This window comes from Aquipseudomonas alcaligenes, assembly GCF_003205495.1.
GTDB lineage: Bacteria > Pseudomonadota > Gammaproteobacteria > Pseudomonadales > Pseudomonadaceae > Aquipseudomonas > Aquipseudomonas alcaligenes_B.
Genome location: NZ_QJRX01000006.1, coordinates 187,036 through 212,057, shown reverse-complemented (window position 1 = coordinate 212,057; position 25,022 = coordinate 187,036). Strand labels below are relative to the sequence as shown.

At 67.5% G+C, this 25,022-nt stretch carries 20 protein-coding genes; 10 read left to right on the top strand and 10 right to left on the bottom strand.

Translation table 11 applies throughout. The annotated features are described in order from the left end of the window. Window positions 1–20: 20 nt before the first annotated feature. Entirely contained in the window at window positions 21–1,523 is a 1,503-nt protein-coding gene (locus DMO17_RS12980; RefSeq protein WP_110682904.1) for an alanine/glycine:cation symporter family protein, read from the top strand. Window positions 1,524–1,580: 57 nt separating this feature from the next. Here DMO17_RS12980 and DMO17_RS12975 read toward each other — a convergent pair whose 3' ends face one another. The 8 genes from DMO17_RS12975 to pilG form a co-directional block, all read right to left on the bottom strand. Further along, on the bottom strand, window positions 1,581–2,051 hold the full coding sequence (locus DMO17_RS12975; protein WP_110682903.1) for a chemotaxis protein CheW: 471 nt from the start codon (window positions 2,049–2,051) through the stop codon (window positions 1,581–1,583). A gap of 29 nt (window positions 2,052–2,080) precedes the next feature. After that, window positions 2,081–3,100, bottom strand: coding sequence for a chemotaxis protein CheB (locus DMO17_RS12970; RefSeq protein ID WP_110682902.1), 1,020 nt, complete (start codon window positions 3,098–3,100; stop codon window positions 2,081–2,083). Then, window positions 3,093–10,706 (bottom strand): Hpt domain-containing protein, encoded by a 7,614-nt coding sequence (locus tag DMO17_RS12965; RefSeq protein ID WP_110682901.1) that lies wholly within the window; start codon window positions 10,704–10,706, stop codon window positions 3,093–3,095. Before DMO17_RS12965 ends, DMO17_RS12970 begins: the two co-directional genes overlap by 8 nt. 24 nt (window positions 10,707–10,730) lie before the next feature. Beyond that, complete coding sequence (locus DMO17_RS12960; protein ID WP_110682900.1) at window positions 10,731–11,594, bottom strand: CheR family methyltransferase; 864 nt, start codon at window positions 11,592–11,594, stop codon at window positions 10,731–10,733. A 68-nt stretch (window positions 11,595–11,662) separates the two neighbouring features. Further along, window positions 11,663–13,705: a methyl-accepting chemotaxis protein gene (locus DMO17_RS12955; protein WP_110682899.1), complete on the bottom strand. Its 2,043-nt coding sequence runs from the start codon at window positions 13,703–13,705 to the stop codon at window positions 11,663–11,665. Between the two features lie 83 nt (window positions 13,706–13,788). After that, the gene (locus DMO17_RS12950; protein WP_110682898.1) at window positions 13,789–14,325 is read right to left on the bottom strand and encodes a chemotaxis protein CheW; all 537 of its coding nucleotides are present in this window, start codon (window positions 14,323–14,325) and stop codon (window positions 13,789–13,791) included. A 52-nt stretch (window positions 14,326–14,377) separates the two neighbouring features. Beyond that, on the bottom strand, window positions 14,378–14,743 hold the full coding sequence (gene pilH / locus DMO17_RS12945; protein ID WP_043216118.1) for a twitching motility response regulator PilH: 366 nt from the start codon (window positions 14,741–14,743) through the stop codon (window positions 14,378–14,380). Between the two features lie 45 nt (window positions 14,744–14,788). Beyond that, complete coding sequence (pilG, locus tag DMO17_RS12940) at window positions 14,789–15,196, bottom strand: twitching motility response regulator PilG (protein WP_021698994.1); 408 nt, start codon at window positions 15,194–15,196, stop codon at window positions 14,789–14,791. A gap of 224 nt (window positions 15,197–15,420) precedes the next feature. Here pilG and gshB point away from each other — a divergent pair, with 224 nt between their 5' ends. The 7 genes from gshB to DMO17_RS12905 all read left to right on the top strand — a co-directional run bounded on the left by gshB (window position 15,421) and on the right by DMO17_RS12905 (window position 21,218). Continuing rightward, window positions 15,421–16,380 carry a glutathione synthase gene (gene gshB / locus DMO17_RS12935; RefSeq protein ID WP_110682897.1) on the top strand — a complete coding sequence of 320 codons (960 nt, stop codon included), beginning with the start codon at window positions 15,421–15,423 and terminating at the stop codon, window positions 16,378–16,380. 87 nt (window positions 16,381–16,467) lie between these two features. Beyond that, on the top strand, window positions 16,468–17,367 hold the full coding sequence (locus tag DMO17_RS12930; protein ID WP_110682896.1) for an energy transducer TonB: 900 nt from the start codon (window positions 16,468–16,470) through the stop codon (window positions 17,365–17,367). Window positions 17,368–17,419: 52 nt separating this feature from the next. Further along, window positions 17,420–17,986 (top strand): YqgE/AlgH family protein, encoded by a 567-nt coding sequence (locus DMO17_RS12925; RefSeq protein ID WP_110682895.1) that lies wholly within the window; start codon window positions 17,420–17,422, stop codon window positions 17,984–17,986. Next, window positions 17,983–18,408, top strand: coding sequence for a Holliday junction resolvase RuvX (gene ruvX, locus DMO17_RS12920; protein WP_021698998.1), 426 nt, complete (start codon window positions 17,983–17,985; stop codon window positions 18,406–18,408). The genes DMO17_RS12925 and ruvX overlap by 4 nt, the downstream gene beginning before the upstream one ends. Window positions 18,409–18,429: 21 nt before the next feature. Then, window positions 18,430–18,936 (top strand): bifunctional pyr operon transcriptional regulator/uracil phosphoribosyltransferase PyrR, encoded by a 507-nt coding sequence (gene pyrR / locus DMO17_RS12915; protein WP_110682894.1) that lies wholly within the window; start codon window positions 18,430–18,432, stop codon window positions 18,934–18,936. A gap of 9 nt (window positions 18,937–18,945) precedes the next feature. Further along, window positions 18,946–19,947, top strand: a complete 1,002-nt coding sequence (locus tag DMO17_RS12910; protein ID WP_061903067.1) for an aspartate carbamoyltransferase catalytic subunit — start codon at window positions 18,946–18,948, stop codon at window positions 19,945–19,947. Continuing rightward, entirely contained in the window at window positions 19,947–21,218 is a 1,272-nt protein-coding gene (locus tag DMO17_RS12905) for a dihydroorotase (protein ID WP_110682893.1), read from the top strand. Before DMO17_RS12910 ends, DMO17_RS12905 begins: the two co-directional genes overlap by 1 nt. 59 nt (window positions 21,219–21,277) lie before the next feature. Here the strand turns inward: DMO17_RS12905 and DMO17_RS12900 are convergent, their stop codons facing one another. Continuing rightward, a complete protein-coding gene (locus DMO17_RS12900; RefSeq protein ID WP_110682892.1) occupies window positions 21,278–21,676 on the bottom strand; it encodes an NINE protein in 399 nt (132 codons plus the stop codon). A gap of 149 nt (window positions 21,677–21,825) precedes the next feature. Here DMO17_RS12900 and DMO17_RS12895 point away from each other — a divergent pair, with 149 nt between their 5' ends. Next, window positions 21,826–23,037, top strand: a complete 1,212-nt coding sequence (locus tag DMO17_RS12895; protein ID WP_110682891.1) for a putative DNA modification/repair radical SAM protein — start codon at window positions 21,826–21,828, stop codon at window positions 23,035–23,037. Further along, window positions 23,037–23,912: a TIGR03915 family putative DNA repair protein gene (locus tag DMO17_RS12890; protein ID WP_110683033.1), complete on the top strand. Its 876-nt coding sequence runs from the start codon at window positions 23,037–23,039 to the stop codon at window positions 23,910–23,912. Before DMO17_RS12895 ends, DMO17_RS12890 begins: the two co-directional genes overlap by 1 nt. On the opposite strand, the gene DMO17_RS12885 is transcribed toward DMO17_RS12890, so the two are convergent. Next, window positions 23,866–25,011: a PilT/PilU family type 4a pilus ATPase gene (locus tag DMO17_RS12885; protein WP_110682890.1), complete on the bottom strand. Its 1,146-nt coding sequence runs from the start codon at window positions 25,009–25,011 to the stop codon at window positions 23,866–23,868. The genes DMO17_RS12890 and DMO17_RS12885 overlap by 47 nt on opposite strands. Between the last annotated feature and the right edge of the window lie 11 nt (window positions 25,012–25,022).

The following is a 25,022-nucleotide window of genomic DNA, read 5'->3' as shown; positions in this document are numbered from 1 at the left end:
CGAGGCTCTAGGAGCACTACATGAACGAACTGGTCAACACACTCAACGGGCTGGTCTGGAGCCCGGCGCTGATCTTTCTGTGCCTCGGCGTCGGTCTCTACTTCTCGCTGCGCGGCCGCTTCCTGCAGGTCCGTCACTTCAAGGAAATGATCCGCCTGATGTTCACCGGGCGCACCGACGAACACGGCATCACCTCCTTCCAGGCCCTGACCATGACCCTCGCCGGCCGCGTGGGTACCGGCAACATCGCCGGCGTCGCCACCGCCATCACCTTCGGCGGTCCCGGTGCCGTGTTCTGGATGTGGATGGTGGCCTTCCTCGGCGCCAGCTCGGCCTTCGTCGAGTCCACTCTCGGCCAGGTCTACAAGGAGAAGATCGACGGCCAGTACCGTGGCGGCCCGGCCTTCTACATCGAGCGCGGCCTGGGCATGAAGTGGTACGCCTGGATCTTCGCCATCGTCACCATCTTCGCTTGCGGTCTGCTGCTGCCGGGCGTACAGGCCAACTCCATCGCCTCCAGCGTGCAGACCGCCATGGGCGTCCACCCGAACACCACGGCCGCCGTGCTGGCCATCATGCTCGGCCTGATCATCTTCGGCGGGGTCAAGCGCATCGCCCGCTTCGCCGAGTTCGTGGTGCCCTTCATGGCCCTGGGCTACATCCTGGTGGCCTGCGTCATCGTGATGCTGAACATCGAGAAGCTGCCGGACGTGGTCGTGCTGATCTTCAAGAGCGCCTTCGGCCTGGAGGCCGGCTTCGGCGCCATCCTCGGCATGGCCATCATGTGGGGCGTGAAGCGCGGCGTATACTCCAACGAGGCCGGCCAGGGCACCGGCCCGCACGCCTCCTCGGCCGCCGCCGTCAGCCACCCGGCCAAGCAGGGCCTGGTGCAGGGCTTCTCGGTGTATGTCGACACCCTGTTCGTCTGCTCCGCCACCGCCTTCATGCTGCTGATCACCGGTCAGTACAACGTGCAGGCACCGGACGGCAGCGCGCTGTTCACCGGCATCGCCGGCGTCGCCGCAGGCCCGGGCTACGTGCAGACGGCCATGGAGAACATCATGCCGGGCTTCGGCAACATCTTCGTCGCCGTGGCACTGTTCTTCTTCGCCTTCACCACCATCGTGGCCTACTACTACATCGCCGAGACCAACATCGCCTATATCAACCGCAAGGTCCATCGCCCCTGGCTGACCCTGCTGCTGAAGATCGGCATCATCGCCGCCACCGTCTATGGCACCGTGAAGACCGCCGACCTGGCCTGGGGCCTGGGCGACCTCGGCGTGGGCCTGATGGCCTGGCTGAACATCATCGCCATCGTGCTGATGCACAAGACCGCCTTCAAGTGCCTGAAGGACTACGAGGCGCAGCAGAAGGAAGGCAAGGACCCGGTGTTCCACCCGGAGAAGCTCGGCATCAAGAACGCCGACTACTGGGGCGGCCACCGTGCCGAGGACAACCTGAGCAAGGAGCAGGCCGAAATCCAGGCCGAGCTCAAGGCCCAGGTCGACAGCCAGCGCTGATTCGTCAGCGCTAAGAAAAACCCCGCCGCGGCGGGGTTTTTCGTTTCTGCCGGAAGCTCAGATCAGGCCGGCATCCGCCAGCTTCTGCTCCAGGGCGATCAGGTCGGGAATCTTCACCACCGCCTCGCCGAGCTGCACGGCGTCCAGCTCCAGCGGTGCCAGCGCCACGGCGGCGCGCTGCAGGTTGTCCTCGACCTTCATCGAGCGCGGGATGCCCTGCACCAGCAGGGCGATGAACTTGACCTGGTCACGCCCACCCAGCGCGTTGAGCACCGCCACCCGCACCCCCGGGCCGATCTGCGGCTGGCCGTCGGAGGCGGCCTCGAAGGACAGCAGCGGCAGTTGCAGGTCGCGCCAAGCCACCTGGCCGAGGAACCAGGAAGGCAGGCCCGGGGTGATCACCGGCGGGCGGTAGGGAATCAGCTCGGCCACCGCCACGTTGGGCAGCAGCAGGGTACGGTCGGCCAGCGGCACCAGCAGCGCGGTGAGGCTGCTGATGGCGTTCTGCGGGGCTATGGCTTGGCTCATGGCGGCTCCTTGAAAGACTGCTGGCGCCGTTACTGGCACTGCTCGGCCAGGTGGTTGACCAGGGCGGCGGCCAGCTCGCGCGGGTCGCCGCTGAGGCTGCTGTAGCCGCCCTCGCGCAGGCTGTCGGGCATGCTCGGGCAGGCACAGCTGTCGGCCTTCTGCGTCCAGATCAGGCCGCCCTGGCGGCGCACGTAGGCGGCGGCGGCACTGCCGTCGCTGCCCATGCCGCTGAAGGCGATCACCCCGCAGTGGGCGCCGAACTGCTGGGCCAGGTTGAGCATCATCTGGTCGATGGACGGACTGTAGGGCTCAGGCCAGCCGCGCTCGGCCAGCTGCATCACACCGTCTTCGCTGAAGCCCAGCTCGTGAGCGATCGGTGCCACCACCACCTCGCCGCAGCGTACCGCGTCGCCATGGCGCGCCGCATTGACGTGCCACTGGCTATGCCGGCCGACGGCCTGCGGCAGCGCCGCCTCGAAGGCGGCATCGATGTGCTGGGCGTAGACGAAGCCGATCGGCAGGCCGCCGGGCAGTGCGTCGAGGAATTCCTTGACCGCCGCCGGGCCACCGAGGGAGGCGGCCAGCAGCCACACCTGCCTGGCCGGCTCGCCGGCCACCAGGGGCGTATCGGCCAGTGCCGCCGGCAGCTCCACGCGACCGGGGCGCTGCGCCTCGGCCAGCAGGGCCTCCAGGCTCGGGCCGACAGCCTGGGCGGGGTCGCCCACCAGGCGCTTGAGCTTGCCGAACAGGCGCCGTTCCCAGCGCGGGTAGTTTTCCGAATGCCGCTCCGGGGCATGGCCCTCGCCGAACAGCACGGGGGCGCTGGCCTTCTCCAGCAGGCTGTCGACCAGCGGCGAGTCTTCCGACTGGGCCAGGTCCACCAGCCACAGGTCGGTCTCGCAGCCGGCCAGCGCCTCCTCGTCGAGGCGCGCCGGATCGCTGTTGAGCACCACCTGGTAGCCACTGCCAGCCAGCGCCTGCTGCAGCACGTGGCGTTGCAGCGAGGTGTCGGCGATGACCGCAATACGAGCAGCAGTTCTGTCAGCCATTGGCCTTGTCCTTGACCAGTTTCAGGATGTTGTCGAGCAGGTCCGACTCCTGGTACGGCTTGCCCAGGTATTCGTTGACACCGATGGCCATGGCCCGCTCGCGGTGCTTCTCGCCGGTGCGCGAGGTGATCATGATGATCGGCAGGTCCTTGAGGCGCTCGTCGTGGCGCACCAGGGTGGCCACCTCGAAGCCGTCCATGCGCGGCATCTCGATGTCCAGCAGCATGATGTCCGGCTTGTGCTCCTGCAGCTGGGCGATGGCATCGACCCCGTCCTTGGCGGTCAGCACGTTCATGCCGTTGCGCTCCAGCAGGCGGCTGGTGACCTTGCGCACGGTGACCGAGTCGTCCACCACCATGACCAGGGTCGGCCGCGCGGCTTCGCTCTCGATCGCCGTCACCGCCGCCTGGCTGGCCAGGCGCGGGGCCTGGGCCTGGCCGAGCAGGTGGGCATGGCGCACGCGGATGGTCGCCAGCAGGTCGAGAATCACCACCACGCGGCCGTCACCGAGGATGGTCGCGCCGGAGATGCCATGCACGCCGGCGAACTGCGGGCCGAGGCTCTTCACCACGATCTCGCGCGAGCCGGCCAGGCCATCGACCTGCACCGCCACGGCGTGCTCCTTGGAACGCACCAGGATCACCGGCAGCGGCAGGCTCTGGCCCACCAGCTTGGGCTGCTGGCCGTTGTTCAGCAGGTCGCCGAGGTACTTCAGCTCGTAGGCCTGGCCGGCGTACTCGAAGCGCGGCGCGTCCGGACCGTAGTAGGCCTCCAGCTCGTACGGCGAGACCCGCACGATACCCTCGATGGTGTTCAGCGGGATGGCATAGAAGTCCTCGCCGGAGTGCACCATCAGCGCGCGGTTGACCGACACGGTGAACGGCAGGCGGATCAGGAAGCGGGTGCCCTCGCCGACCGTCGACTCGATGCTCATGGAGCCGCCGAGCTGCTTCACCTCGGAGTGCACCACGTCCATGCCGACGCCGCGCCCGGAGATCTGCGTGACCTTCTCGGCGGTGGAGAAGCCGGCCTCGAGGATGAACTGCAGGATCTCGTGATCCGACAGGTCGCTGCCCTCGTCCATCAGGCCGCGCTCGATGGCCTTGCGCTTGACCGCGTCGAGGCGGATGCCGCCGCCGTCGTCGGCCAGGGTCAGGAGGATGTCACCGCCCTCACGGCCCAGGGTCAGGCGGATATTGCCGACCTCGGACTTGCCGGCGGCACGACGCTTGTCGGCCGGCTCGATGCCGTGGTCGACGGCGTTGCGCAGCATGTGTTCCAGGGGCGCGACGATGCGCTCCAGCACGGTGCGGTCCATCTCGCCTTCGGCGTTGCCGACGTGGAACTCGACCTGCTTGCCCAGCTCGGCCGCCACCTGGCGGACGATGCGGCGCAGGCGCGGCACCAGGCGATCGAACGGCACCATGCGGGTGCGCATCAGGCCTTCCTGCAGCTCGGTGTTGACCCGCGCCTGCTGCAGCAGCAGGGTCTCGGCGTCGCGGTTCTTCGCCGCCAGGGTCTCCTTGAGGTCGAGCAGGTCGGAGGCGGACTCGAACAGCGCCCGCGACAGCTGCTGCAGCTGCGAGTGGCGGTCCATCTCCAGCGGGTCGAAGTCCTCGTAGCCGGCACGCTCGGCCTCGGCCTGGTAGCGGCTGAGGATCTGCGCCTGGGTCTCGGTGTCGAGGCGGCGCAGCTGGTCGCGTACCCGCTCGATGGTGGCTTCCATCTCGCCGAGGGTGAAGCCGACGTCGCTCACCTGCTGCTCGACGCGGCCGCGGAAGATCGAGGTCTCACCGGCCAGGTTGACCAGGCCTTCGAGCAGCTCGGCCGGCACCTTGACCAGCTCCTGCGGCGCGCGCTGGGCGGCGGCGCGGGCGGCGGCCTCGGCGGCACGCTGGACGAAGGGCAGTACCTTGACCTGCTGAGCCGCCTGCGGCTGGCTGCTGGCGGCGACCAGCGGGGTGGTCAGGGTCACCGGCGGCGGAGTCGGCTCAGTCGGCTGCGGCTCGGCCTGCGGGGCAGCCTGGGCCTCGGCCACATGGCTGTCGTCCAGGCGCTTGCGCAGTTGGTCGAGCTCCTTCTGCAGGCCCTCGAAACCGGACTGCACGTCGAGGAACAGGCTGTCGGGCCAGGGTGCGCCCTGCTGCTGGGCCTCGGTCAGGTGCTGCTCGAGGTCGTGGCTGAGGTCGCCCAGGCGCTTCTGCCCGGCCAGCCGCGCACCACCCTTGAGGGTGTGCAGGATGCGCAGCAGCTCGTCGATGGCGGAGCCGTCCTCGCGGTTGGCCTCCCAGCGGCCGACGGCGGCCTCCATGGCCTCCAGCAGGTCATCGCCCTCCTCGAGGAAGATATCGAGGATCTCGTCGTTGTCGCCATCCGCCTCGGGCTCCTCGCGGGCCGGCTGCAGGTGCACGCTGGTCGGCACGCTGAGCTGGGCATCCGGATTGGCACGCAGGCGCTTGATGGTCTCTATCAGCGCCAGGCCATCGGGAATGGCACGGTTGCCGCGCACGGCGTCGAGCATCTCGGAGAGGCGGTCGTGGCAGGCCTGCAGTACGCCGAACAGGTCGGCATTGGCCTTCAGGCGGCCATCGCCGACGCCTTCGTAGAGGAATTCCAGCTCGTGGGCCAGGTCGCCGATCTCGCGGATCTCGGCCATGCGCGCACCGCCCTTGAGGGTGTGCAGGTCGCGCTGCAGCGACTCGACCTCGAGGGTGTTGTCGACATCGCCCATCCAGCGCTGCAGGGCTGCCGAGGCGCTGTCCATGATGTCGAAGCCTTCCTCGAGGAAGATCTCCACCAGTTCGGGATCGCGATCGACCGCCGGGGCCGGCGCGGCAGCCACGGTCGCAGGAGCCACGGGCTCGGGCTCGGGCTCGGGCTCGGGCTCGGGCTCGGGCTCGGCAGCTTCGGGTGCGGACAGGTCTTCGGCAACCGGCGGCAGGTCTTCGGCCCCCAGGGCCGGCAGCGCGTCGTCCAGGTGCCACTCGTCTGGGCTCAGCGCCGGCAGCTCTGCCGGCAGCTCTTCTTCGACACGGGCGGTTTGTTCGATCTGCAGCTCCGGCAGTTCGTCCGGTTGTGGCGCGACGAAGTCGACCCCGGCCAGTTCGCCCAGATCCATCTCCGCCGACTCGCGGAGCTGCGGCTCTGCCGTGGCAGCGGCCTCCACCTCGGAAGCCAAAGGCTCGGCGCCCAGCGCCGGCAGGGTTTCGTCGAGGTGCCACTGTTCCGGACTCAGCGCCGGCAGTGCATCCGGCAGCGCCTCGGCGGGCAGCTCGGCGGTCTCGATGTGCAGCTCGGGCAGCTCGTCCAGCTGCGGGGCAATGAAGTCGACCTCGACCAGTTCGCCCAGGTCGATTTCCGTCGAGGGCTCGTCCAGTTGCGCCAGCGGCAGCGGCTCCGTCTCGGCAGCGCCAGCGTGCCCATCCTGGCTGGCCGAGGCGACTAGCGTGCCGCCCTGGCGAAAGTTACGGATGGCCTCGATCAGGGTCGAAGAGTCGAGCAGCGGCTGGTTGCGCTGCAATTGTTCGAGCACCACGGCCAGGCGGTCGTGGCTCTGTTGCAGCAGCGCAGCCAGCGCCGGCGAATGGCTGAAACGCCGATCCACCAGGCCCTCGTAGAGGGACTCCAGTTCGTGGGCCAGGTCGCCGATGGCACGAATCTCGGCCATGCGCGCGCCGCCCTTGAGGGTGTGCAGGTCGCGCTGCAGGGAGGACAGCGCCAGGGTGTTGTCCGGGTCGCCCAGCCAGCGGTCGAGGGCCTGGCCGGCGCTGTCGAGGATATCGACGGCCTCTTCCAGGAAGATCTCCACCATCTCGGCGTCGAGGTTCTCCGGCATGCTGGCCGCCAGCGGCTCCTCGATCAGCGGGGCGACCGGTTCGGCGGGAGGTTCCACCAGCGCTGCAACGGGCTCTTCGACCGGCAGCTCATCCAGCTCGACCACTTCCAGGCCGGGCGTGGCATCGCCTTCCAGCAGGGCCAGGGCGGCCGGATCGAGGGCCTGCTCCAGCAAGCGGTGCAGAGCGGCGACGCGCTCGGGCTGCGGGCTGACCTGCAGGGCCGCGGCGACCTGGTCCATCTGGCCGATCAGCGCCTCATGGGCCGCCTCGGCCTCGTTGAAGAAGGTCTCGCTGACCGCCAGGCGACCGTCTTGGGCCGCCTGGTACAGGGCCAGCAGGGCCTGGCACAGTTCGTCGATCTGCGGCAGCTCGGCCATCTCGGCGCCACGGCCGAGGGTGGTCAGCTCCTCCAGCAGGGCCGACAGCTCCTGCTGCTCGCTGGGGTGCTCGCGCCACTTGCGCAGCAGGTCTTCGGCGTCCAGCAGGATATCCATGCCTTCGGCGAGGAAGATCGAGATCAGCTGCGGGTCGCGATGGTCCTGCTCCTCGTGGCGCGCGCTCTCGACGCTCTCCAGGCGATCCTGGTGCAGCTTGTGCACCCGCTCGAGGAACTCGGCGGCACCCGGGATGGCGGCCAGCGGCTGGCTCTCCAGCTGCTCCAGGCCGGCGCGGAACAGCTGCTCGGCATCGCGCAGCAGCTCGGCCTCGGCCAGGTCCATGTCGATCAGATTGGTCTTGAACTCCTTGACCAGCTTCTCCAGCGGCGTGGCGATCTCGGCGATCGGCAGGATGCCGGCCATGTGCGCGCTGCCCTTGAGGGTATGCAGGGCACGCTGCAGGTCGTCGGTCACCGGCTGCGGCAGCTCCTGGGCGCAGTCGGCGAGGAAGCCAACCAGGGTGTCCAGATGGGTTTCGGCCTCGTTGCGGAAGATTTCCAGCAGCAACGGGTCGAGGACTTCCTCGTCACTGCCGGCCGCCAAAGGGGCCGGCGGCTCCTGCGCGGGCGTTTCGCTCGGAGTTTCGGCGACGACCGGCGCGGCGGCGAAGCTGGGCACTTGACCACGGGCCAGGGCATGCGCGGTGGCGGCCAGGCGGTCGACGTCGTCGCGCTGGCGCTGGGCCTTGGCGGCGAACTCGTCGACCAGCGCCGGCATCAGCGCCACCACGTCGGCGACCACCTGCTGCACCGGCGCATCGGGCTGGATGCTGCGATCCAGCACGCGGTTGAGCATGTTCTCGATGGACCAGGCCAGCTCGCCGATGATCAGCGCGCGCACCATGCGCCCGCTGCCCTTGAGGGTGTGGAAGGCGCGCCGCACTTCGGTCAGGGCGTCCTTGTCGTCGGTGTTGGCGCGCCACTGCGGCAGGTATTGGTTGATGGTCTCGAGGACCTCGCCGGCCTCCTCGATGAACACCTCGAGCAGGTCCTCGTCCACCGGCTCTTCGTCGGCCGGCGGCGGCAGCAGGGTCGGCGGCACGTCCTGGGCCGGCGGGTTGATCGCCTGCACCGGGGCGGCCATCACCTCGGCCATGGTCAGCGGCTTCTCGACCGCCGCAACGGCCGGTTCAGGCTCGACCGGGGCACTCGGCAGCTCGACTTCCGGCAGCTCGAGATCGGCGATCTCCAGCTCGTCCCAGTTGGTCGGGGTGCTCTCGAGGCTCAGCTCTTCGGCCGGCTCCTCGCCCAGACTCGGCAGCTCCTCGTCGACCAGGAACTCGGCCGCTTCGGTCTCCAGGCTCGGCGCCTGCTCGAGCGGCTGCAGGTCGTCCAGCTCGAGCGGTGCATCCAGGCTCAGGTCGATGCCGTTGGCATCCTCCTGGACGGCCTCGCCCAGGCTCCAGTTGTCGTCCGACACCAGCAGCTCGCCGGCATCGACCGGCAGCTCGGCGAATTCGGCACTCGGCTCCTCGCTCGGCTCGTCGAGGGACAGGGCCGGCAGCTCCTCCAGCTCCAGCGACAGCTCCTCGGCCGGCGGCGCGAAAGCCACTTCCTCGGCGGCCAGCACCTCGATGTCCTGCAGCGGGTCGGCCAGCGGCGCCGGCGCCTCCTCGCGCGGCTCGATGCGGTCGAGGATCGAGGGCTTTTCCTTGAGCGGGTAGCCCAGGCTCTCCAGGCTCTCCTCGGCGACGTCGAGGATCAGGTCGCCCTGGCTCGCGTGGTCTTCGGCCAGGCGCTCCAGGTAGTACTCGACGCTGGTGATGGCGTCGGCCAGGGTGTCGAGGTTCTGCCAGTTGGGCACGGCCTTGCGCACCAGCAGCTGCTCTTCGATGTAGCGGGTGCAGGCCTGCAGCAGGGCGGCGGCGCGGGGCAGCGGGATCATCGCCAGGCCGCCACGGACCTGGGTCAGCAGCTCCGGCACGCGGGCCAGGTGCTCGTGGTTCCACTGCGAGGCGATGAACTCGATGATCGCGTCCTTGGCCTGCTCCAGGCCGGTACGCGCTTCCTTGATCACCAGCTGGTGGATCTGTGCCACGTCGGTGGTGGGCAGGTGGCTCTGTTCGTTCTGCGCATCGTCGCCGGGGCCGACCATGCCGGCCAGGGTGGCCTCGACATACAGCAGCGCGCCGGCCACATCCATCAGCACCGCGTCGTTCGGCTCGCGCTGGCCGAGGGACAGGGCGTGGACCACGTCGATCTGGTCGAGAATGACCTTGCGCGGCTGGCCGAAGCCGAGCACCGCCAGGGTGTCGGCGATCTGCTTGAGCGGGGCCAGCAGGGCATCCAGCTCGGCGACCTGCTGGCGGTCGCTGCGCACGAACAGGTCGAGGCTGTCCTTGACCCGCACCAGCTCCTCGCACAGGGCGCCGACCACCGAACGCATGGCGTCGCGGTCCGGGCCGGCCAGGCGGGCGCGCTCCTCGTCGACCACCTCGCTGTCGGGCAGGGCATCGTCGAGGCGGTACTGATCCTTGAGGGCACGCAGACGCGGCGACTGCGCCGGCGCCTTGGCCACGTAGAACAGCAGGTTCTTGGTCAGCTCGTCCGGGGCGGCCTGGTTGATGCCGTCGGCGCCCTGCTCGACCAGGCGCTTGAGCTCCTTGTCCACCTGGCGCAGCAGGGTGCGCACCGAGGTGCTGTTGACCACGCTGCCATTGGCCAGGCCTTCGACCATGCCGGAGGCGATCTGCCACAGCGGGCCGAGCGGCGCCTCCTTGCACAGGGTCTCCAGGCGGGCGAAGACGCGCGCCATGTAGCCAAGGTTGGTGGCCAGGTCCTGGTTGCGGATCACCCCCACCAGGGCCATCTGCAGCATCTGCCGCAGCTTGCGCAGCAGCACCGGCAGTTCGGCGGTGCGCAGTTTCTCCAGGGAATCCAGGGACAGCGCCGGCAGGCGGCCGGACAGGTCCGGGGAAAACAGGCTGGTTTCCGACAGCAGGTTCTCGCCACGGGCGGCGCGCAGGTCGTTGAGCAGCGGCAGCACCACCATCGGCAGGTCGCGGCGGGCGCTCTGGATGCGCTCGAGGTAGGCCGGCAGCTGCAGGATGGCCTGCATCAGCACTTCCAGGGCTTCGCCCTGGTTACCGACGCGCCCCTCCAGCAGGGCCTGGGTCAGCTGCTCCATTTCCTCGGCGAGCAGGGCCGCGCCGTAGAACTCGACCATCTGCAGGGTGCCGTGGACCTGGTGCACGTAGGTCTGGCAGAAACGCATGCGCGTAGCGTCCTGGGGGTTCTCGACGAACGCCTCCAGGGCCTGGCGGGCCTGCTTCAGGGTTTCCGCGATCTCGCCTTTGACCCACTCCAGGGCGACATAGTCGTGCCGATCACCCATACCGACTCCAGTCATATTCTTGTCTTAGCCCTTGCGGGTAAATGCCAGGACCCGCTCGTCAGCCACCGGCTCCAGGTCCGGATGCTGCCAACCGACCACTTCCCCCACCCCCACCACCAGCAGCCCCCCGGGCGCCAGGCGCTCGGCCAGGCGGTTGAGGATCTCGCGGCGACGCCAGCGACGGAAATAGATCAGCAGGTTCTGGCAAAAAATTACGTCCATGCCGGACTGTGGCGCCTTGGCCAGTTCCAGCACATTCAACCGGGCGACGCAGACACGCGCCGCCAGGTCCGGCACCACCTTGTAACGACCATCGCCCTGGGCGAGGAAGTAGCGCTCGCACAGGTCGCTGTCCATCTGTTCCAGCTTGCGCGCGCCATATGTCGCCTCGCGCGCCTTGTTCAACACGTTCAGGCTGATGTCGGTGCCGGTCACGCCGAACTGCCGCTCGCTAGCCAGCTCGCGCAGCACCTCGGCGGCGCAGATCGCCATCGAGTAAGGCTCCTCGCCACTGGAGCAACCGACGCTCCACAGGGCCAGGGGCAGTTGTTGCGCGTCCGTGACCAGGCGCCCGCGCAGGTAGCTCTCCAGCACATCGAAGGACGGGCGATGGCGGAAGAAGCGGGTCTCCTGCACGGTCAGGCGGTCCAGCAGGGTCGACCACTCCACCGCGCCACGCGGCCCATCGGTGACCATGCGGAAGTAGCTGGCGTAGTCGGCCACCTCCAGCTCGCGCATGCGCGCACTCAGGTTGGTCTGCAGGAAGGCACGGCGTTGCTCGTTGATCACCACGCCGGTGCGCTCTTCCAGCAGGGCCTGCCAGTCGCGGAATTCCGTCTGCGACATATCGGCCAGGGGTTTCAAGGCCCAGACGCCACTTGGCTGCATGCCGTGCCCCTCGCTCATGGCCGAATGCCCCGGGCGGCGACCCTCTCAGGCCGCCGCGCCTCCCTCGATCAGGCCTGGCCTTCCGGCAGGGTGAAGCCGGACACCGAACGGCGCATCTCGCTGGCCATCTTGGCCAGGTTACCGATGCTCTTGGCGGTCGCGGTGGTACCGGCGGAGGTCTGCGAGGTGATCTCCTGAATCACGTTCATGGTGTTGGAGATGTGGCCAGCGGACGAAGCCTGCTGACGGGCGGCGTTGGAGATGTTCTGGATCAGGGCCGCGAGGGTCTTGGATACCTTCTCGATCTCTTCCAGGGCCACACCGGCGTCCTGCGCCAGGCGGGCACCGCGCACCACTTCGGAAGTGGTCTGCTCCATGGAGATCACCGCTTCGTTGGTGTCGGTCTGAATGGTCTTGACCAGGGCCTCGATCTGCTTGGTCGCCGCGGAGGAACGTTCCGCGAGGCGCTGTACCTCGTCCGCTACCACGGCGAAGCCGCGACCGGCGTCACCGGCCATGGATGCCTGGATCGCAGCGTTCAGGGCGAGGATGTTGGTCTGGTCGGCAATGTCGTTAATCAGGCTAACGATGTCACCGATCTCCTGGGACGATTCACCGAGGCGCTTGATCCGCTTCGAGGTGTCCTGGATCTGCTCACGGATGTTGTCCATGCCGGTGATGGTGTTGTGCACCACCTCGTTACCCTTGTTGGCGATGGCTACGGAACGTTCCGCTACCGCGGAGGATTCCGCGGCGTTCGCCGATACCTGGTCAATCGACACGGCCATTTCGTTGATCGCCGCGGAAGCGCCGGCGATTTCCTGGGCCTGGTGCTCGGAAGCCTCGGCCAGGTGCATCGCCGTGGCCTGGGTTTCCTGGGCGGCAGCGGCCACCTGCACGGCGGTCTGGTTGATGGTCGCTACCAGGTCGCGCAGCTGGTCGATGGAGTAGTTGATGGAGTCGGCGATCGCACCGGTGAAGTCCTCGGTCACGGTCGCGGCCACGGTCAGGTCACCGTCGGCGAGGTCGGCGATTTCGTCGAGCAGTCGCAGAATCGCCGCCTGGTTACGTTCGTTCTTCTCCGCAGTGGAGGCCAGTCGGCGGTTGGTCTCGCGCACCATCACCAGGCCGATGAGGATGATCGAGGCCAGGGCCAGGGCACCCAGCACGTAACCGGCCAGGGTGTTGAAGTAACGACCGTCGGCCAGGTCCTCGAACTCCACGGCCAGCGCCGAGGTCTTGTCCAGCAGGGTCTGCGAGCCGGTGAAGATGGAGTTGGCGGATTCACGGACCTGGAACAGTTCCGGAGAGGTCTCGAGGATCTCGTCCACCGAGCCGGACACGAACTGGAACAGCTCGGAAATCTCGGCCAGGCGCTCCAGGGCATCCTCGTCGGTCACCGCGGAGATCTCCATGGCGGCGTTGCCTTCGATCATCGCTTTGAGCACGCGGCCGAACAGGCTGGCGTCGCGGCCGAACATGTCAGCGGCCTGCACCGAGTCCTCGTCACCGGCCAGCACCTTGTTCACCGAGCCAAGGATACGTTCGGCGAGCAGCGACTGGCGCTGGGCCACCGACACCTGGGCGGCCGGAGCGCCGGACTGCAGCAGGATGTCGACCACCTCTTCGTACTCGACCTGCAGCTGCGGAATGGTTTCGGCGAGGGTCGCGGCCACCTGGTGCAGCGACAGTACGGTCTGCTCGCTCTGCAGGATGGCGTCGGCGTTCTGCCGCAGCACGTCCCAGTCCTTCTGCACCTCGTCCATCTGCGCCTTGACCGACTCGGGCGCGGCCGGCAGGCCGCTGGCCTCGTTGCCGGCCGTCAGGAAGCCCCAGCGCTCGTCGAAGTCGCGCCGCGCTTCCTTGAGCAGCGGGAAGGCCTCGGCCTTGCCGGTCGCCGCTTCCGTGGCGTTCTTGGCGATACGCTGGGACAGCACGCGCAGCTCACCCGCGTGACTGATGTATTCCTTGTCGTAGCTGGACTGGGTGTTGAGGTAGGCGAAGTTGGCGAACAACAACACGATGGAAATGATCAGGACCACGAAGAGTCCGGCGATCAGCGTGTTGCTGCGCACACCTGCCAAGAGATTGCCTGCATCTAGTTTTTTCATTATTTGGCCCCCGCCTGGACCGACCGCACTACGGTTTCCATGTAACGCCAAAAGGCCGGCAAGTGCCGACCCAACCGAAAATCTTATATCGCCACGTCGAGAAAGCCCTGGTGCTGTGCCAGCCCGTGCGGGCTGAACACCAGCCAGGGTCGCTCGCGCTGGAACACCCCGTGGATGAAGGGCGCAATCGCCGCCTCGAGGGGCGGCAGCTGCTCGGAGAAGGTATCCACCGGGAAGTGCTGCATGCCGAACACTTCGTCGACCGTGAGGCCGGCGAACACTTCGTTATGATCCACCACCAGCACTCGCCGTTGCTTGCGCAGAGGCGACAACTCGCTGCCGAAGAAGCCGCACAGATCCATCACCGGCAACAGGCGGCCACGCACGTTGGCCACGCCCTTGACCCAGCTCTTCACGCCCGGCAGCAGGGTATGCCGCGGCTCGTGCAGAACCTCGCCGACCTCGCCCATTGGAGCCACGAAGTAGCGCTCGCCCATGCGAAAGCCGATGCCGCTCCAGGTCTGCACCGCCTGCTGCTGCGACGGCAAGCCGGCGGCCAGGGTGCGACAACGCTGGTCGAGGGTGACGAGGAGCTGGAAGGGGGATTGCGCGTCCGACATGCCGGCCTTGGCCTTTTCTTCTTATATCAGGAGGCTACGGACTGGCCCGGCATCAGCCGGCCAGCACCGCATTCAGGGTCTTCATCAGCGTGTCTTCGTCAACCGGCTTGGTCAGGTAGTCACGCGCGCCCTGGCGCTTGCCCCAGACCTTGTCGGTCTCCTGGTCCTTGGTGGTGACGATGATCACCGGGATGTGACTGGTTTCGGCGTCCTTGGTCAGCTGACGGGTCGCCTGGAAGCCGTTGAGGCCGGGCATGACGATATCCATCAGCACCGCATCGGGCTTTTCCTGGCGCGCCAGGGCCACGCCGTCGGCACCGTTTTCCGCCTTGAGCACCTGATGGCCATGCTTCTCGAGCATGGCGGTCAGCTTGTACATCTCGGTCGGCGAGTCATCAACAATCAGAATACGAGCCATGAAGTTCCCCATTCGGAATAGGCATCGCCGGCTTGCAGCCGGCTATCAGGAGGCTTGCTCCACCGGGACGAATTCGGGCACATGCGCCTTGATGGCGCCGAGCAGCTCTTCCTTGCTGAAGGGCTTGGTCAGGTACTGGTCGGACCCGACGATGCGCCCCTTGGCCTTGTCGAACAGGCCATCCTTGGAGGACAGCATGATCACCGGGGTGGATTTGAAAGCACTGTTATTTTTGATCAGGGCGCAGGTCTGATAACCATCGAGACGCGGCATCATGATGTCGACGAAGATGATGCTCGGATGCGTGTCGGCGATCTTGGCCAGCGCATCGAACCCATCCACCGCGGTAATGACTTCGCAGCCCACCTTCTTCAGCAGAGTCTCGGCGGTGCGACGAATCGTCTTCGAATCGTCGATCACCATGACCTTCAAACCCTCGGAATGCTGTTCCATGTCTGCCCTACCATCGCCTCGGTGAGTCATTGTTTTATCTTATACAGCAGAGTGTGGCCGAGGCCCTAACTCTGACGGGCTGCGCCCCAGTCGTCCGGACTTTTTAGCACACTCTCCTGATCCAATCTATAAGCCCCTAATACTCGGGGATTTTCTTGACCGACAGGGGCTGCAGGCCCAACCTTGCGCCCCAGATCGACCACTTTTGAAGCAGGTTTCACCCCATGAGCATTCGCCTGGGGATCGTCATGGATCCCATCGCCCAGATCAACTTCAAGAAGGACAGCTCGCTGGCCATGCTGCTGGCTGCCCAGGCCCGCGGCTGGTCGCTGTTCTACATGGAGCAGCGCGACCTCTACAGCAATGCCGGCCAGGCCCGCGCCCGCATGGCCCCGCTGCAGGTATTCAACGACCCGCAGCGCTGGTTCGTGCTGGGCGAGGAACAGGACGCCCCGCTGGCCGAACTGGACGTGATCCTGATGCGCAAGGATCCGCCCTTCGACAACGAGTTCGTCTACTCCACCTACCTGCTGGAGCAGGCCGAACGCGACGGCGTGCTGGTGGTCAACCGCCCGCAGAGCCTGCGCGACTGCAACGAGAAGCTGTTCGCCACCCAGTTCCCCCACTGCATGCCGCCGACCCTGGTCAGCCGCAGGCCGGACATTCTGCGCGAGTTCGCCGAGGCGCAGCGTGACATCATTCTCAAACCCCTGGACGGCATGGGCGGCTCCTCGATCTTCCGCCACCGCGCCGGCGACCCCAACCTCTCGGTGATTCTCGAGACCCTCACCGCCCACGGCACCCAGCAGTGCATGGCGCAAGGCTACCTGCCGGCGATCAAGGACGGCGACAAGCGCATCCTGATGATCGACGGCGAACCGGTGCCCTACTGCCTGGCGCGCATCCCGGCGCAGGGCGAGACGCGCGGCAACCTGGCCGCCGGCGGCCGCGGCGAAGCACGCCCGCTGACCGAACGCGACCGCTGGATCGCCGCCCAGGTCGGCCCGGTGCTGCGCGAGAAAGGCCTACTGTTCGTCGGCCTGGACGTGATCGGCGAGCACCTCACCGAGATCAACGTGACCAGCCCGACCTGCATCCGCGAGATCGACAAGGCCTTCGACACCCGCATCGGCGAGCGCCTGATGGACGCCATCGAGGGCAAGCTGGCCGCGCGCAAAGCTTGATCCAGGTGGCAGCTTGGCGCTTGCGGCTTGCAGGCGCCGGGCCCTAGCCGGCAGACTGCGCGGCAATCCGCTTTCCACCCAGGCCCGATGAACGCAGCCATCACACCCCCGCCCGAACTGACCAGCGCAGGCGTCCGCCCCGCGGACCGCCTGGGCTTCACCCTGTTCGTCGCCACCCTGCTGCACCTGGCGCTGATCCTCGGCGTCAGCTTCACCCTGGCCAAGCCCGGCGAGATCAGCAAGACCCTGGAAATCACCCTGTCCACCTTCAAGAGCGAGGACAAGCCCAAGCAGGCCGATTTCCTCGCCCAGGACAACCAGCAGGGCAGCGGCACCCTGGAGCACAAGGCGGCGCCCAAGACCACCGAGCAGGCGCCCTTCCAGGACAGCAAGGTGAACAAGGTCACCCCGGACGCCGCGCCACCGCCCAGCCGCCACCAGGAAGCGCCGCGCAAGACCGCACTGAGCACCAGCAAGCCGCAGCCGCAGAAGACCGCGGCCAAGCAGAAGGAGCAGAAGCCTGAGCCTGACGCCCGCCAGGCACCGATCTTCGACAGCACCCAGCTGTCCGCCGAGATCGCCAGCCTGGAGGCGCAGCTGGCGCAGGAGCAGCAGCTCTACGCCAAGCGCCCGAAGATCCACCGCCTCAACGCCGCCTCGACCATGCGCGACAAGGGTGCCTGGTACAAGGACGAGTGGCGCAAGAAGGTCGAGCGGGTCGGCAACCTCAACTACCCCGAGGAAGCCCGTCGCCAGCGCATCTACGGCAGCCTGCGCATGCTGGTGTCGATCAACCGCGACGGCACCCTGTACGAGGTGCAGGTCCTCGAATCCTCCGGCCAGCCGGTGCTGGACCAGGCTGCCCTGCGCATCGTGCGCCTGGCCGCGCCCTTCGCCCCCTTCACCGGCGACCTGGCGGATATCGACCGCCTGGAAATCATCCGCACCTGGCGCTTCGAGCGCGGCGACCGCCTGTCCAGCAACTAGTGCGGGCATCGCACGCTTGAAGCCGGCGCCGTCAGGGTCGAAACTAGCGACCATGAAGACCGCTCCCAGCTACCTCAAGCATCACTTCCTGATCGCCATGCCGCACATGGCCGATCCGAACTTCGCGCAGACCGTCACCTACCTGGTGGAGCACAACGAACAGGGCGCCATGGGCCTGGTGATCAACCGCCCCAACGGCCTCAACCTGGCCGATGTACTGGAGCAGCTGCGCCCGGACGAGCCACCACCCGTCCTGTGCCAGAGCCTGCCGATCTTCGCCGGCGGCCCGGTGCAGACCGACCGCGGCTTCGTCCTGCACCCAGCCGGACACAGCTTCCAGGCCACCCTGGAGCTGGGCGAACTGGCCCTGTCCACCTCGCAGGACGCGCTATTTGCCATCGCCGACGGCAATGGCCCGGCCAGACACCTGATCACCCTCGGCTACGCCGGTTGGGAAGCCGGCCAGCTGGAGACCGAACTGGCCGAGAACGCCTGGCTGACCTGCCCGGCCGACGCCAGCATTCTCTTCGACACCCCTTTCGACCAGCGCCTGTCCGCCGCCGCCGCGCGCCTGGGCATCAACCTCAGCCTGCTCACCGCCCAGGCCGGCCACGCATGAGCGCCACGCCACGCCTGCTGCTGGGCTTCGACTACGGCACCAAGCAGATCGGCGTCGCCGTCGGCCAGGCCATCACCGGCCAGGCCCGCGAGCTGTGCGTACTCAAGGCGCAGAACGGCGTACCGGACTGGCAGAAGGTCGAGGCGCTGATCAAGGAGTGGCAGCCGGACGCCATCGTCGTCGGCCTGCCGCTGAACATGGACGGCACCAAGAGCGAGATGAGCGAGCGTGCCGAGAAGTTCGCCCGCCGCCTCAACGGCCGCTTCAACCTGCCGGTGCACACCCACGACGAGCGCCTGACCACCTTCGAGGCCAAGGGCCAGCGCCTGGCCCAGGGCCAGCGCGGTGGCTATCGCGAGCGCCCGGTGGACGCCCTGGCCGCCGCCCTGCTGCTGGAAGGCTGGCTGGAACAGAACCTTTAGGAACGATTGCGAGGACTGCCGATGAACCTGCCCGATCCCCAACAGCTGCTGCCACGCATGGCCGCCGACCTCAAGGCGCTGCTGGCGCGCCGCGGCGTGGCCCAGGCCCACTTCATCGGCATCCGCACCGGCGGCGTGTGGGTTGCCGAGGCCCTGCTGCGCGAGCTGGGCCTGGAGCAACCGCTGGGCACCCTGGACGTGTCCTTCTACCGCGACGACTTCACCCGCAGCGGCCTGCACCCGCAGGTCAAACCCTCGCAACTGCCGTTCGAGATCGAGGATCAGCACCTGGTGCTGGTCGACGACGTGCTGATGAGCGGGCGCACCATCCGCGCCGCCCTCAACGAGCTGTTCGACTACGGCCGCCCGGCCAGCGTGACCCTAGTCAGCCTGCTCGACCTGGATGCCCGCGAGCTGCCGATCCACGCCGACGTGCTCGGCGCCACCCTCGCCCTGGCCCCCGAGCAACGGGTAAAATTGTCCGGCCCCGCGCCGCTCACCCTCGAGCTGCAAAGCCTTTCCGCCTAGGAATACCCCATGCCCATCGACGCCAAGCGCTCGCTGCAGCTCAACGACCAGGGCCAGCTGCGCCACTTCCTCTCGCTCGACGGCCTGCCCCGCGAGCTGCTCACGGAAATCCTCGACACCGCCGACTCCTTCCTCGAAGTCGGCGCCCGTGCGGTGAAGAAGGTCCCGCTGCTGCGCGGCAAGACCGTGTGCAACGTGTTCTTCGAGAACTCCACGCGCACCCGCACCACTTTCGAGCTGGCCGCCCAGCGCCTGTCGGCCGACGTGATCAGCCTCAACGTGTCGACCAGCTCGACCAGCAAGGGCGAGACCCTGTTCGACACCCTGCGCAACCTCGAAGCCATGGCCGCCGACATCTTCGTCGTGCGCCATGCCGACTCCGGCGCCGCGCACTTCATCGCCGAGCACGTGTGCCCGGACCTGGCGATCATCAATGGCGGCGACGGCCGCCACGCGCACCCGACCCAGGGCATGCTCGACATGCTGACCATCCGCCGGCACAAGGGCAGCTTCGAGAATCTATCGGTGGCGATCGTCGGCGATATCCTGCATTCGCGGGTGGCGCGCTCGAACATGCTGGCCTTGAAGACACTGGGCTGCCCGGACATCCGCGTGATCGGACCGAAGACCCTGCTGCCGATCGGCATCGAGCAGTACGGTGTCAGCGTGCACCACAATCTGAGCGAAGGCCTCAAGGACGTCGACGTGGTGATCATGCTGCGCCTGCAGCGCGAGCGCATGCAGGGCGGCCTGCTGCCCAGCGAAGGTGAGTTCTACAAGCTCTACGGCCTGACCGAGCAACGCCTCAAGCTGGCCAAGCCGGATGCCCTGGTGATGCATCCGGGCCCGATCAACCGCGGCGTGGAAATCGAGTCGGCAGTGGCCGACGGTCCGCAGTCGGTGATCCTCAACCAGGTCACCTACGGCATCGCCATCCGCATGGCCGTGCTGTCGATGGCCATGAGCGGCCAGGCCGCCCAGCGTCAACTGAATGCCGAGGAGCAGAACTGATGCGTAGCCGAATCCTCGGAGCCCGGGTGATCGACCCGGCCAGTGGCCTGGACCAGGTCCGCGATCTCTATCTGGACGGCGGCAAGCTGGCCGCCTTCGACCAGGCGCCGGCCGGCTTCGTCGCCGACCAGGACATCGACGCCCGCGGCCTGATCGCCAGCCCCGGCCTGGTCGACCTGTCGGTGGCCCTGCGCGAGCCGGGCTACAGCCGCAAGGGCAATATCGCCAGCGAGACCCTGGCGGCCGCTGCCGGCGGCGTCACCAGCCTGTGCTGCCCGCCGCTGACCAAGCCGGTGCTGGACACTCCGGCCGTGGCCGAGCTGATCCTCGACCGCGCCCAGGAAGCCGGGCACACCAAGGTGTTCCCGATCGGCGCGCTGACCAAGGGCCTCGCCGGCGAGCAGCTGGCCGAGCTGGTCGCCCTGCGCGACGCCGGCTGCGTGGCCTTCGGCAACGGCCTGGCGCCACTGGCGGGCAACCGCAACCTGCGCCGCGCCCTGGAATACGCCGCCACCTTCGACCTGACCGTGGTGTTCCACGCCCAGGACGCCGACCTGGCCGCCGGCGGCCTGGCCCACGAAGGCGCCACCGCCAGCTTCCTCGGCCTGGCCGGCATCCCGGAAACCGCCGAGACCGTGGCCCTGGCCCGTGACCTGCTGCTGGTCGAGCAGAGCGGCGTGCGCGCCCACTTCAGCCAGATCACCAGTGCCCGCGGCGCCGAGATGATCGCCAGCGCCCAGGCCCGCGGCCTGCCGGTGACCGCCGACGTGGCGATGTACCAGCTGATCCTCACCGACGAGGCACTGCTCGGCTTCTCCAGCCTGTACCACGTGCAGCCGCCGCTGCGCACCGCGTTCGACCGTGACGGCCTGCGCGAGGCGGTGAAGAACGGCGTGATCGGCGCCATCGCCAGCCACCACCAGCCGCACGAGGCGGATGCCAAGCTGGCCCCCTTCGGCGCCACCGAGCCGGGCATCAGCAGCGCCGAGCTGCTGCTCCCGCTGGCCCTGACCCTGGTGCAGGACGGCCTGCTCGACCTGCCGACCCTGCTCGCCCGCCTCACCAGCGGCCCGGCCAGGGCCCTGCGCCTGCCCGCCGGACGCCTGGCCGTGGGCGCGCCGGCCGACATCACCCTGTTCGACGCAGCGGGCCAGACCCTGGCCGGCGAGACCTGGCGCTCGAAGGGCGGCAACTGCCCGTTCATTGGCCACTGCCTGCCCGGCCAGGTGCGCTACACCCTGGTGGATGGCCGTATCAGCTATCAGGCCTGAAGCGTCCGCCCATGAAAAAGCCCGCCGATCGGCGGGCTTTTTTATGATCGCTAGCGAAGTCAGCCAAGCTGGGCGTTGCGCAGCGACACCTGGTCGTTCAGGGTCCAGAAGTCGTAGAGCACGCCGAGGCCGAGGAAGCCGAAGGTCAGCAGGTAGAGGATGCCGCTGATCCACTTGCCCTGGTACATGCGGTGCACACCGAAGAAGCCGAGGAAGGTGAGCAGTATCCAGGCCACGTTGTAGTCGGTATCGCCGGCGGTGAAGCGCAGATCCGCCTCGCGGTCCATGGCCGGGATCAGGAACAGGTCGATGATCCAGCCGATGAACAGCAGGCCGAAGGTGAAGAACCAGATGGTCCCGGTCACCGGCTTGCCGTAGTAGAAACGGTGGGCGCCGAGAAAGCCGAAGATCCACAGCAGATAGCCGATGACCTTGCTGTGCGTGTCCTGTCGTTGCATGCCTGCCTCCTGCGATTAACGTCGCTGTACTGACCGCGCACTCTACGCAAGGTTGCCCGGCGAGGCGAAATCCTTTGCGTTACAACTTCCGTCTTGCGACTCGTGGCTCGGCGAAATACTGTATATAAAAACAGTAATCGAGTTGCACCATGCAGTTGATCGACAAGCTCACCATTCTCGCCGATGCCGCCAAGTACGACGTGTCCTGCGCCAGCAGCGGCGCCCCCAAGCGCAGCTCCAAGGGCAGGAGCGGGCTGGGTGCGACCAACGGCATGGGCATCTGCCACAGCTTCACTCCGGACGGGCGCTGCGTGGCGCTGCTGAAGATCCTGCTGACCAACTTCTGCCTGTACGACTGCCAGTACTGCGTCAACCGCCGCTCCAGCGATGTACCGCGCGCACGCTTCACCCCCGAGGAGGTCGTCACCCTGACCCTCGACTTCTACCGGCGCAACTGCATCAGCGGCCTGTTCCTCAGCTCGGGCATCATCCGCTCCGCCGACTACACCATGGAACAACTGGTGCGCGTGGCCAAGCTGCTGCGCGAGGAGCACCAGTTCCGCGGCTACATCCACCTGAAGACCATCCCTGACGCCGACCCGCTACTGATCGCCGAGGCCGGCCGCTACGCCGACCGCCTCAGCGTCAACATCGAGCTGCCCACCGAGAGCAGCCTGATCCGCCTGGCGCCGGAGAAGCAGGTCGGCACGATCAAGCAGGCCATGCACTCGATCCACCAGGGCGAGAGCGAGGCGCGAGTGGAAAAGCGCGCACCGCGCTTCGCCCCGGCCGGGCAGAGCACGCAGATGATCGTCGGCGCCGACGCCACCGACGACAGCACCATCCTGCACACGGCGCAGTCGCTGTACGGCGCCTACCGCCTGCGCCGGGTCTACTACTCGGCGTTCAGCCCGATTCCGCACAGCCCCAAGAGCGTGCCGTTCGAGGCGCCGCCGCTGCTGCGCGAACACCGCCTGTACCAGGCCGATTTCCTTCTGCGCGGCTACGGTTTCACGGCCGGCGAACTGCTCAGCGGCCCCGGCAACCTGGCGCTGGATATCGACCCCAAGCTGGCCTGGGCGCTGAATCATCGCGAGCATTTTCCCGTCGACCTCAATCGCGCCGAGCCAGCCCTGATCGCGCGCGTGCCCGGCATCGGCGTGCTCAGCGCCAAGCGCCTGGTGATGCTGCGTCGGCACCGGCGCATCCGCTTCGAGGATGTCGGCCGCCTGCGCTGCGCCCTGGAGAAGGCCAAGCCGTTCATCGTCACCCAGGACTATCGCCCCGCGCAGGCCGACAGCGAGTCGCGCACGCTGCGCCTGCAGCTGAGCGAGGCGCCGGCGCAGATGGCCCTGTGGTGATGCACAGCGCGCATTTCGATGGCAGCTTCGCCGGCTGGCGCCAGGCCGCGCGCCGCCTGCTGCAACAGGGCATCCCGGCCGCGCAGGTGATCTGGTGCGAGCAGGATGCGGGCAGCGATCTGTTCGCCGACCTGGACGACGCGGCGCAACCGCAGGGTGCAAACGACCGGATCAGGGTCCCGCGCCAGCTGCTCGAACTGCTGGAAAACGCCGCACGCTATCGCTGCGCGGAGCGCTGGAGCCTGCTCTACCGGGTGCTCTGGCGGGTCTGCCAGGGCGAACGCAGCGCCATGCTGGCCGGCGACCCGGACGGCAGCGAGCTGCACAGGCGCCTCAAGGCCGTGCGCCGCGAGGCCCACCACCTGCATGCCTTCCTGCGCTTTCAGCCATGCCCGGCCGCGGACGGGCCGGACTTCGTCGCCTGGCACGAGCCGGCCCACGACATCCTGGCCAGCGCCAGCGAACATTTCGCCCAGCGCATGGGCCAGCACAGCTGGCTGATCGCCACGCCACGCGACGGGGTGTACTGGGATGGCCGGCGCCTGCGCCACGAGCGTCACTGCCCAGGCCAATGGCGGCAGTGGGCACAGGCGCCCGAGGACGCCGGGCAGCAGCTATGGCTGGCCTACTATGGCAGCACCTTCAACCCGGCCCGACTGAACCGCGAGGTACTGGAGAGAAGCATGCCGGTGCGTTTCTGGAAGAACCTGCCGGAAGGCCCGCTGATTCCCCAGCTGATGAGCCAGGCGCGCGCCGGGGCACAGCGCCACGGCCAGGCCCAGGCCGTGACCCGGCATGCCGGCAAGACCATCCGTGGCGGCAGCGCCGCTAGCGGAAACGCCGCCCCGGATCTTCCTCGCTCACCTCCAGACTGAGACCCTGGCTCACGCTGGCGAGGTGCTCGCCATCGGTTTCCGAGCCCAGCTTGATCAGCAGGCGCAGGTCGTTGGCCGAGTCGGCATACAGCAGCGCGTCCTCGTAGGTGATCTCGCCCTGGGTGTAGAGGTTGTACAGGGCCTGGTCGAAGGTCTGCATGCCCAGCTCGGTGGAGCGCTTCATCAGGCCCTTGAGCTCGTGCACCTCGCCCTTGCGGATCAGGTCGGCGGCCAGCGGGGTGTTGATCAGCACCTCGATCACCGCGCGCCGGCCCTTGCCGTCCGGGGTCGGCACCAGCTGCTGGGCGACGATGGCCTTGAGGTTGAGCGACAGGTCCATCCACACCTGGTTGTGCCGGTCCGGCGGGAAGAAGTTGATGATGCGGTCCAGCGCCTGGTTGGCGTTGTTGGCGTGCAGGGTGGCCAGGGCCAGGTGGCCGGTCTCGGCGAAGGCCACGGCGTAATCCATGGTCTCGCGGGTCCGGATCTCGCCGATCAGGATCACGTCCGGCGCCTGGCGTAGGGTGTTCTTCAGCGCCACCTCGAAGGACTCGGTATCGATGCCGACCTCGCGCTGGGTGACGATGCAGTTCTGGTGCTGGTGGATGTATTCGATCGGATCTTCGATGGAGATGATGTGGCCGCTGGTGTTCTTGTTGCGGTAGCCGATCATCGCCGCCAGCGAGGTGGACTTGCCGGTACCGGTGGCGCCGACGAACAACACCAGGCCGCGCTTGGTCAGTGCCAGCTTCTTCAGCACCTCGGGCAGCTTGAGGTCCTCGATGGTCGGGATGTTGGTCTCGATGCGGCGCAGCACCATGCCAGCCAGGTTGCGCTGGTAGAAGGCGCTGACGCGGAAGCGGCCGATGCCACGGGCACTGATGGCGAAGTTGCACTCGTGTTTCTCGGCGAACTCGCGACGCTGCTGCTCGTTCATCACCGAGTGCACCGTCTCGCGGGTCTGCTCCGGCGACATGGGGTTCTTGGTCACCGGCATGATCTTGCCGTTGACCTTCATCGACGGAGGCACGCCGGCGGTGATGAACAGGTCGGAACCACCCTTTTCCACCATCAAGCGCAACAGTTTCTCGAATTCCATCTTTCCCGCCC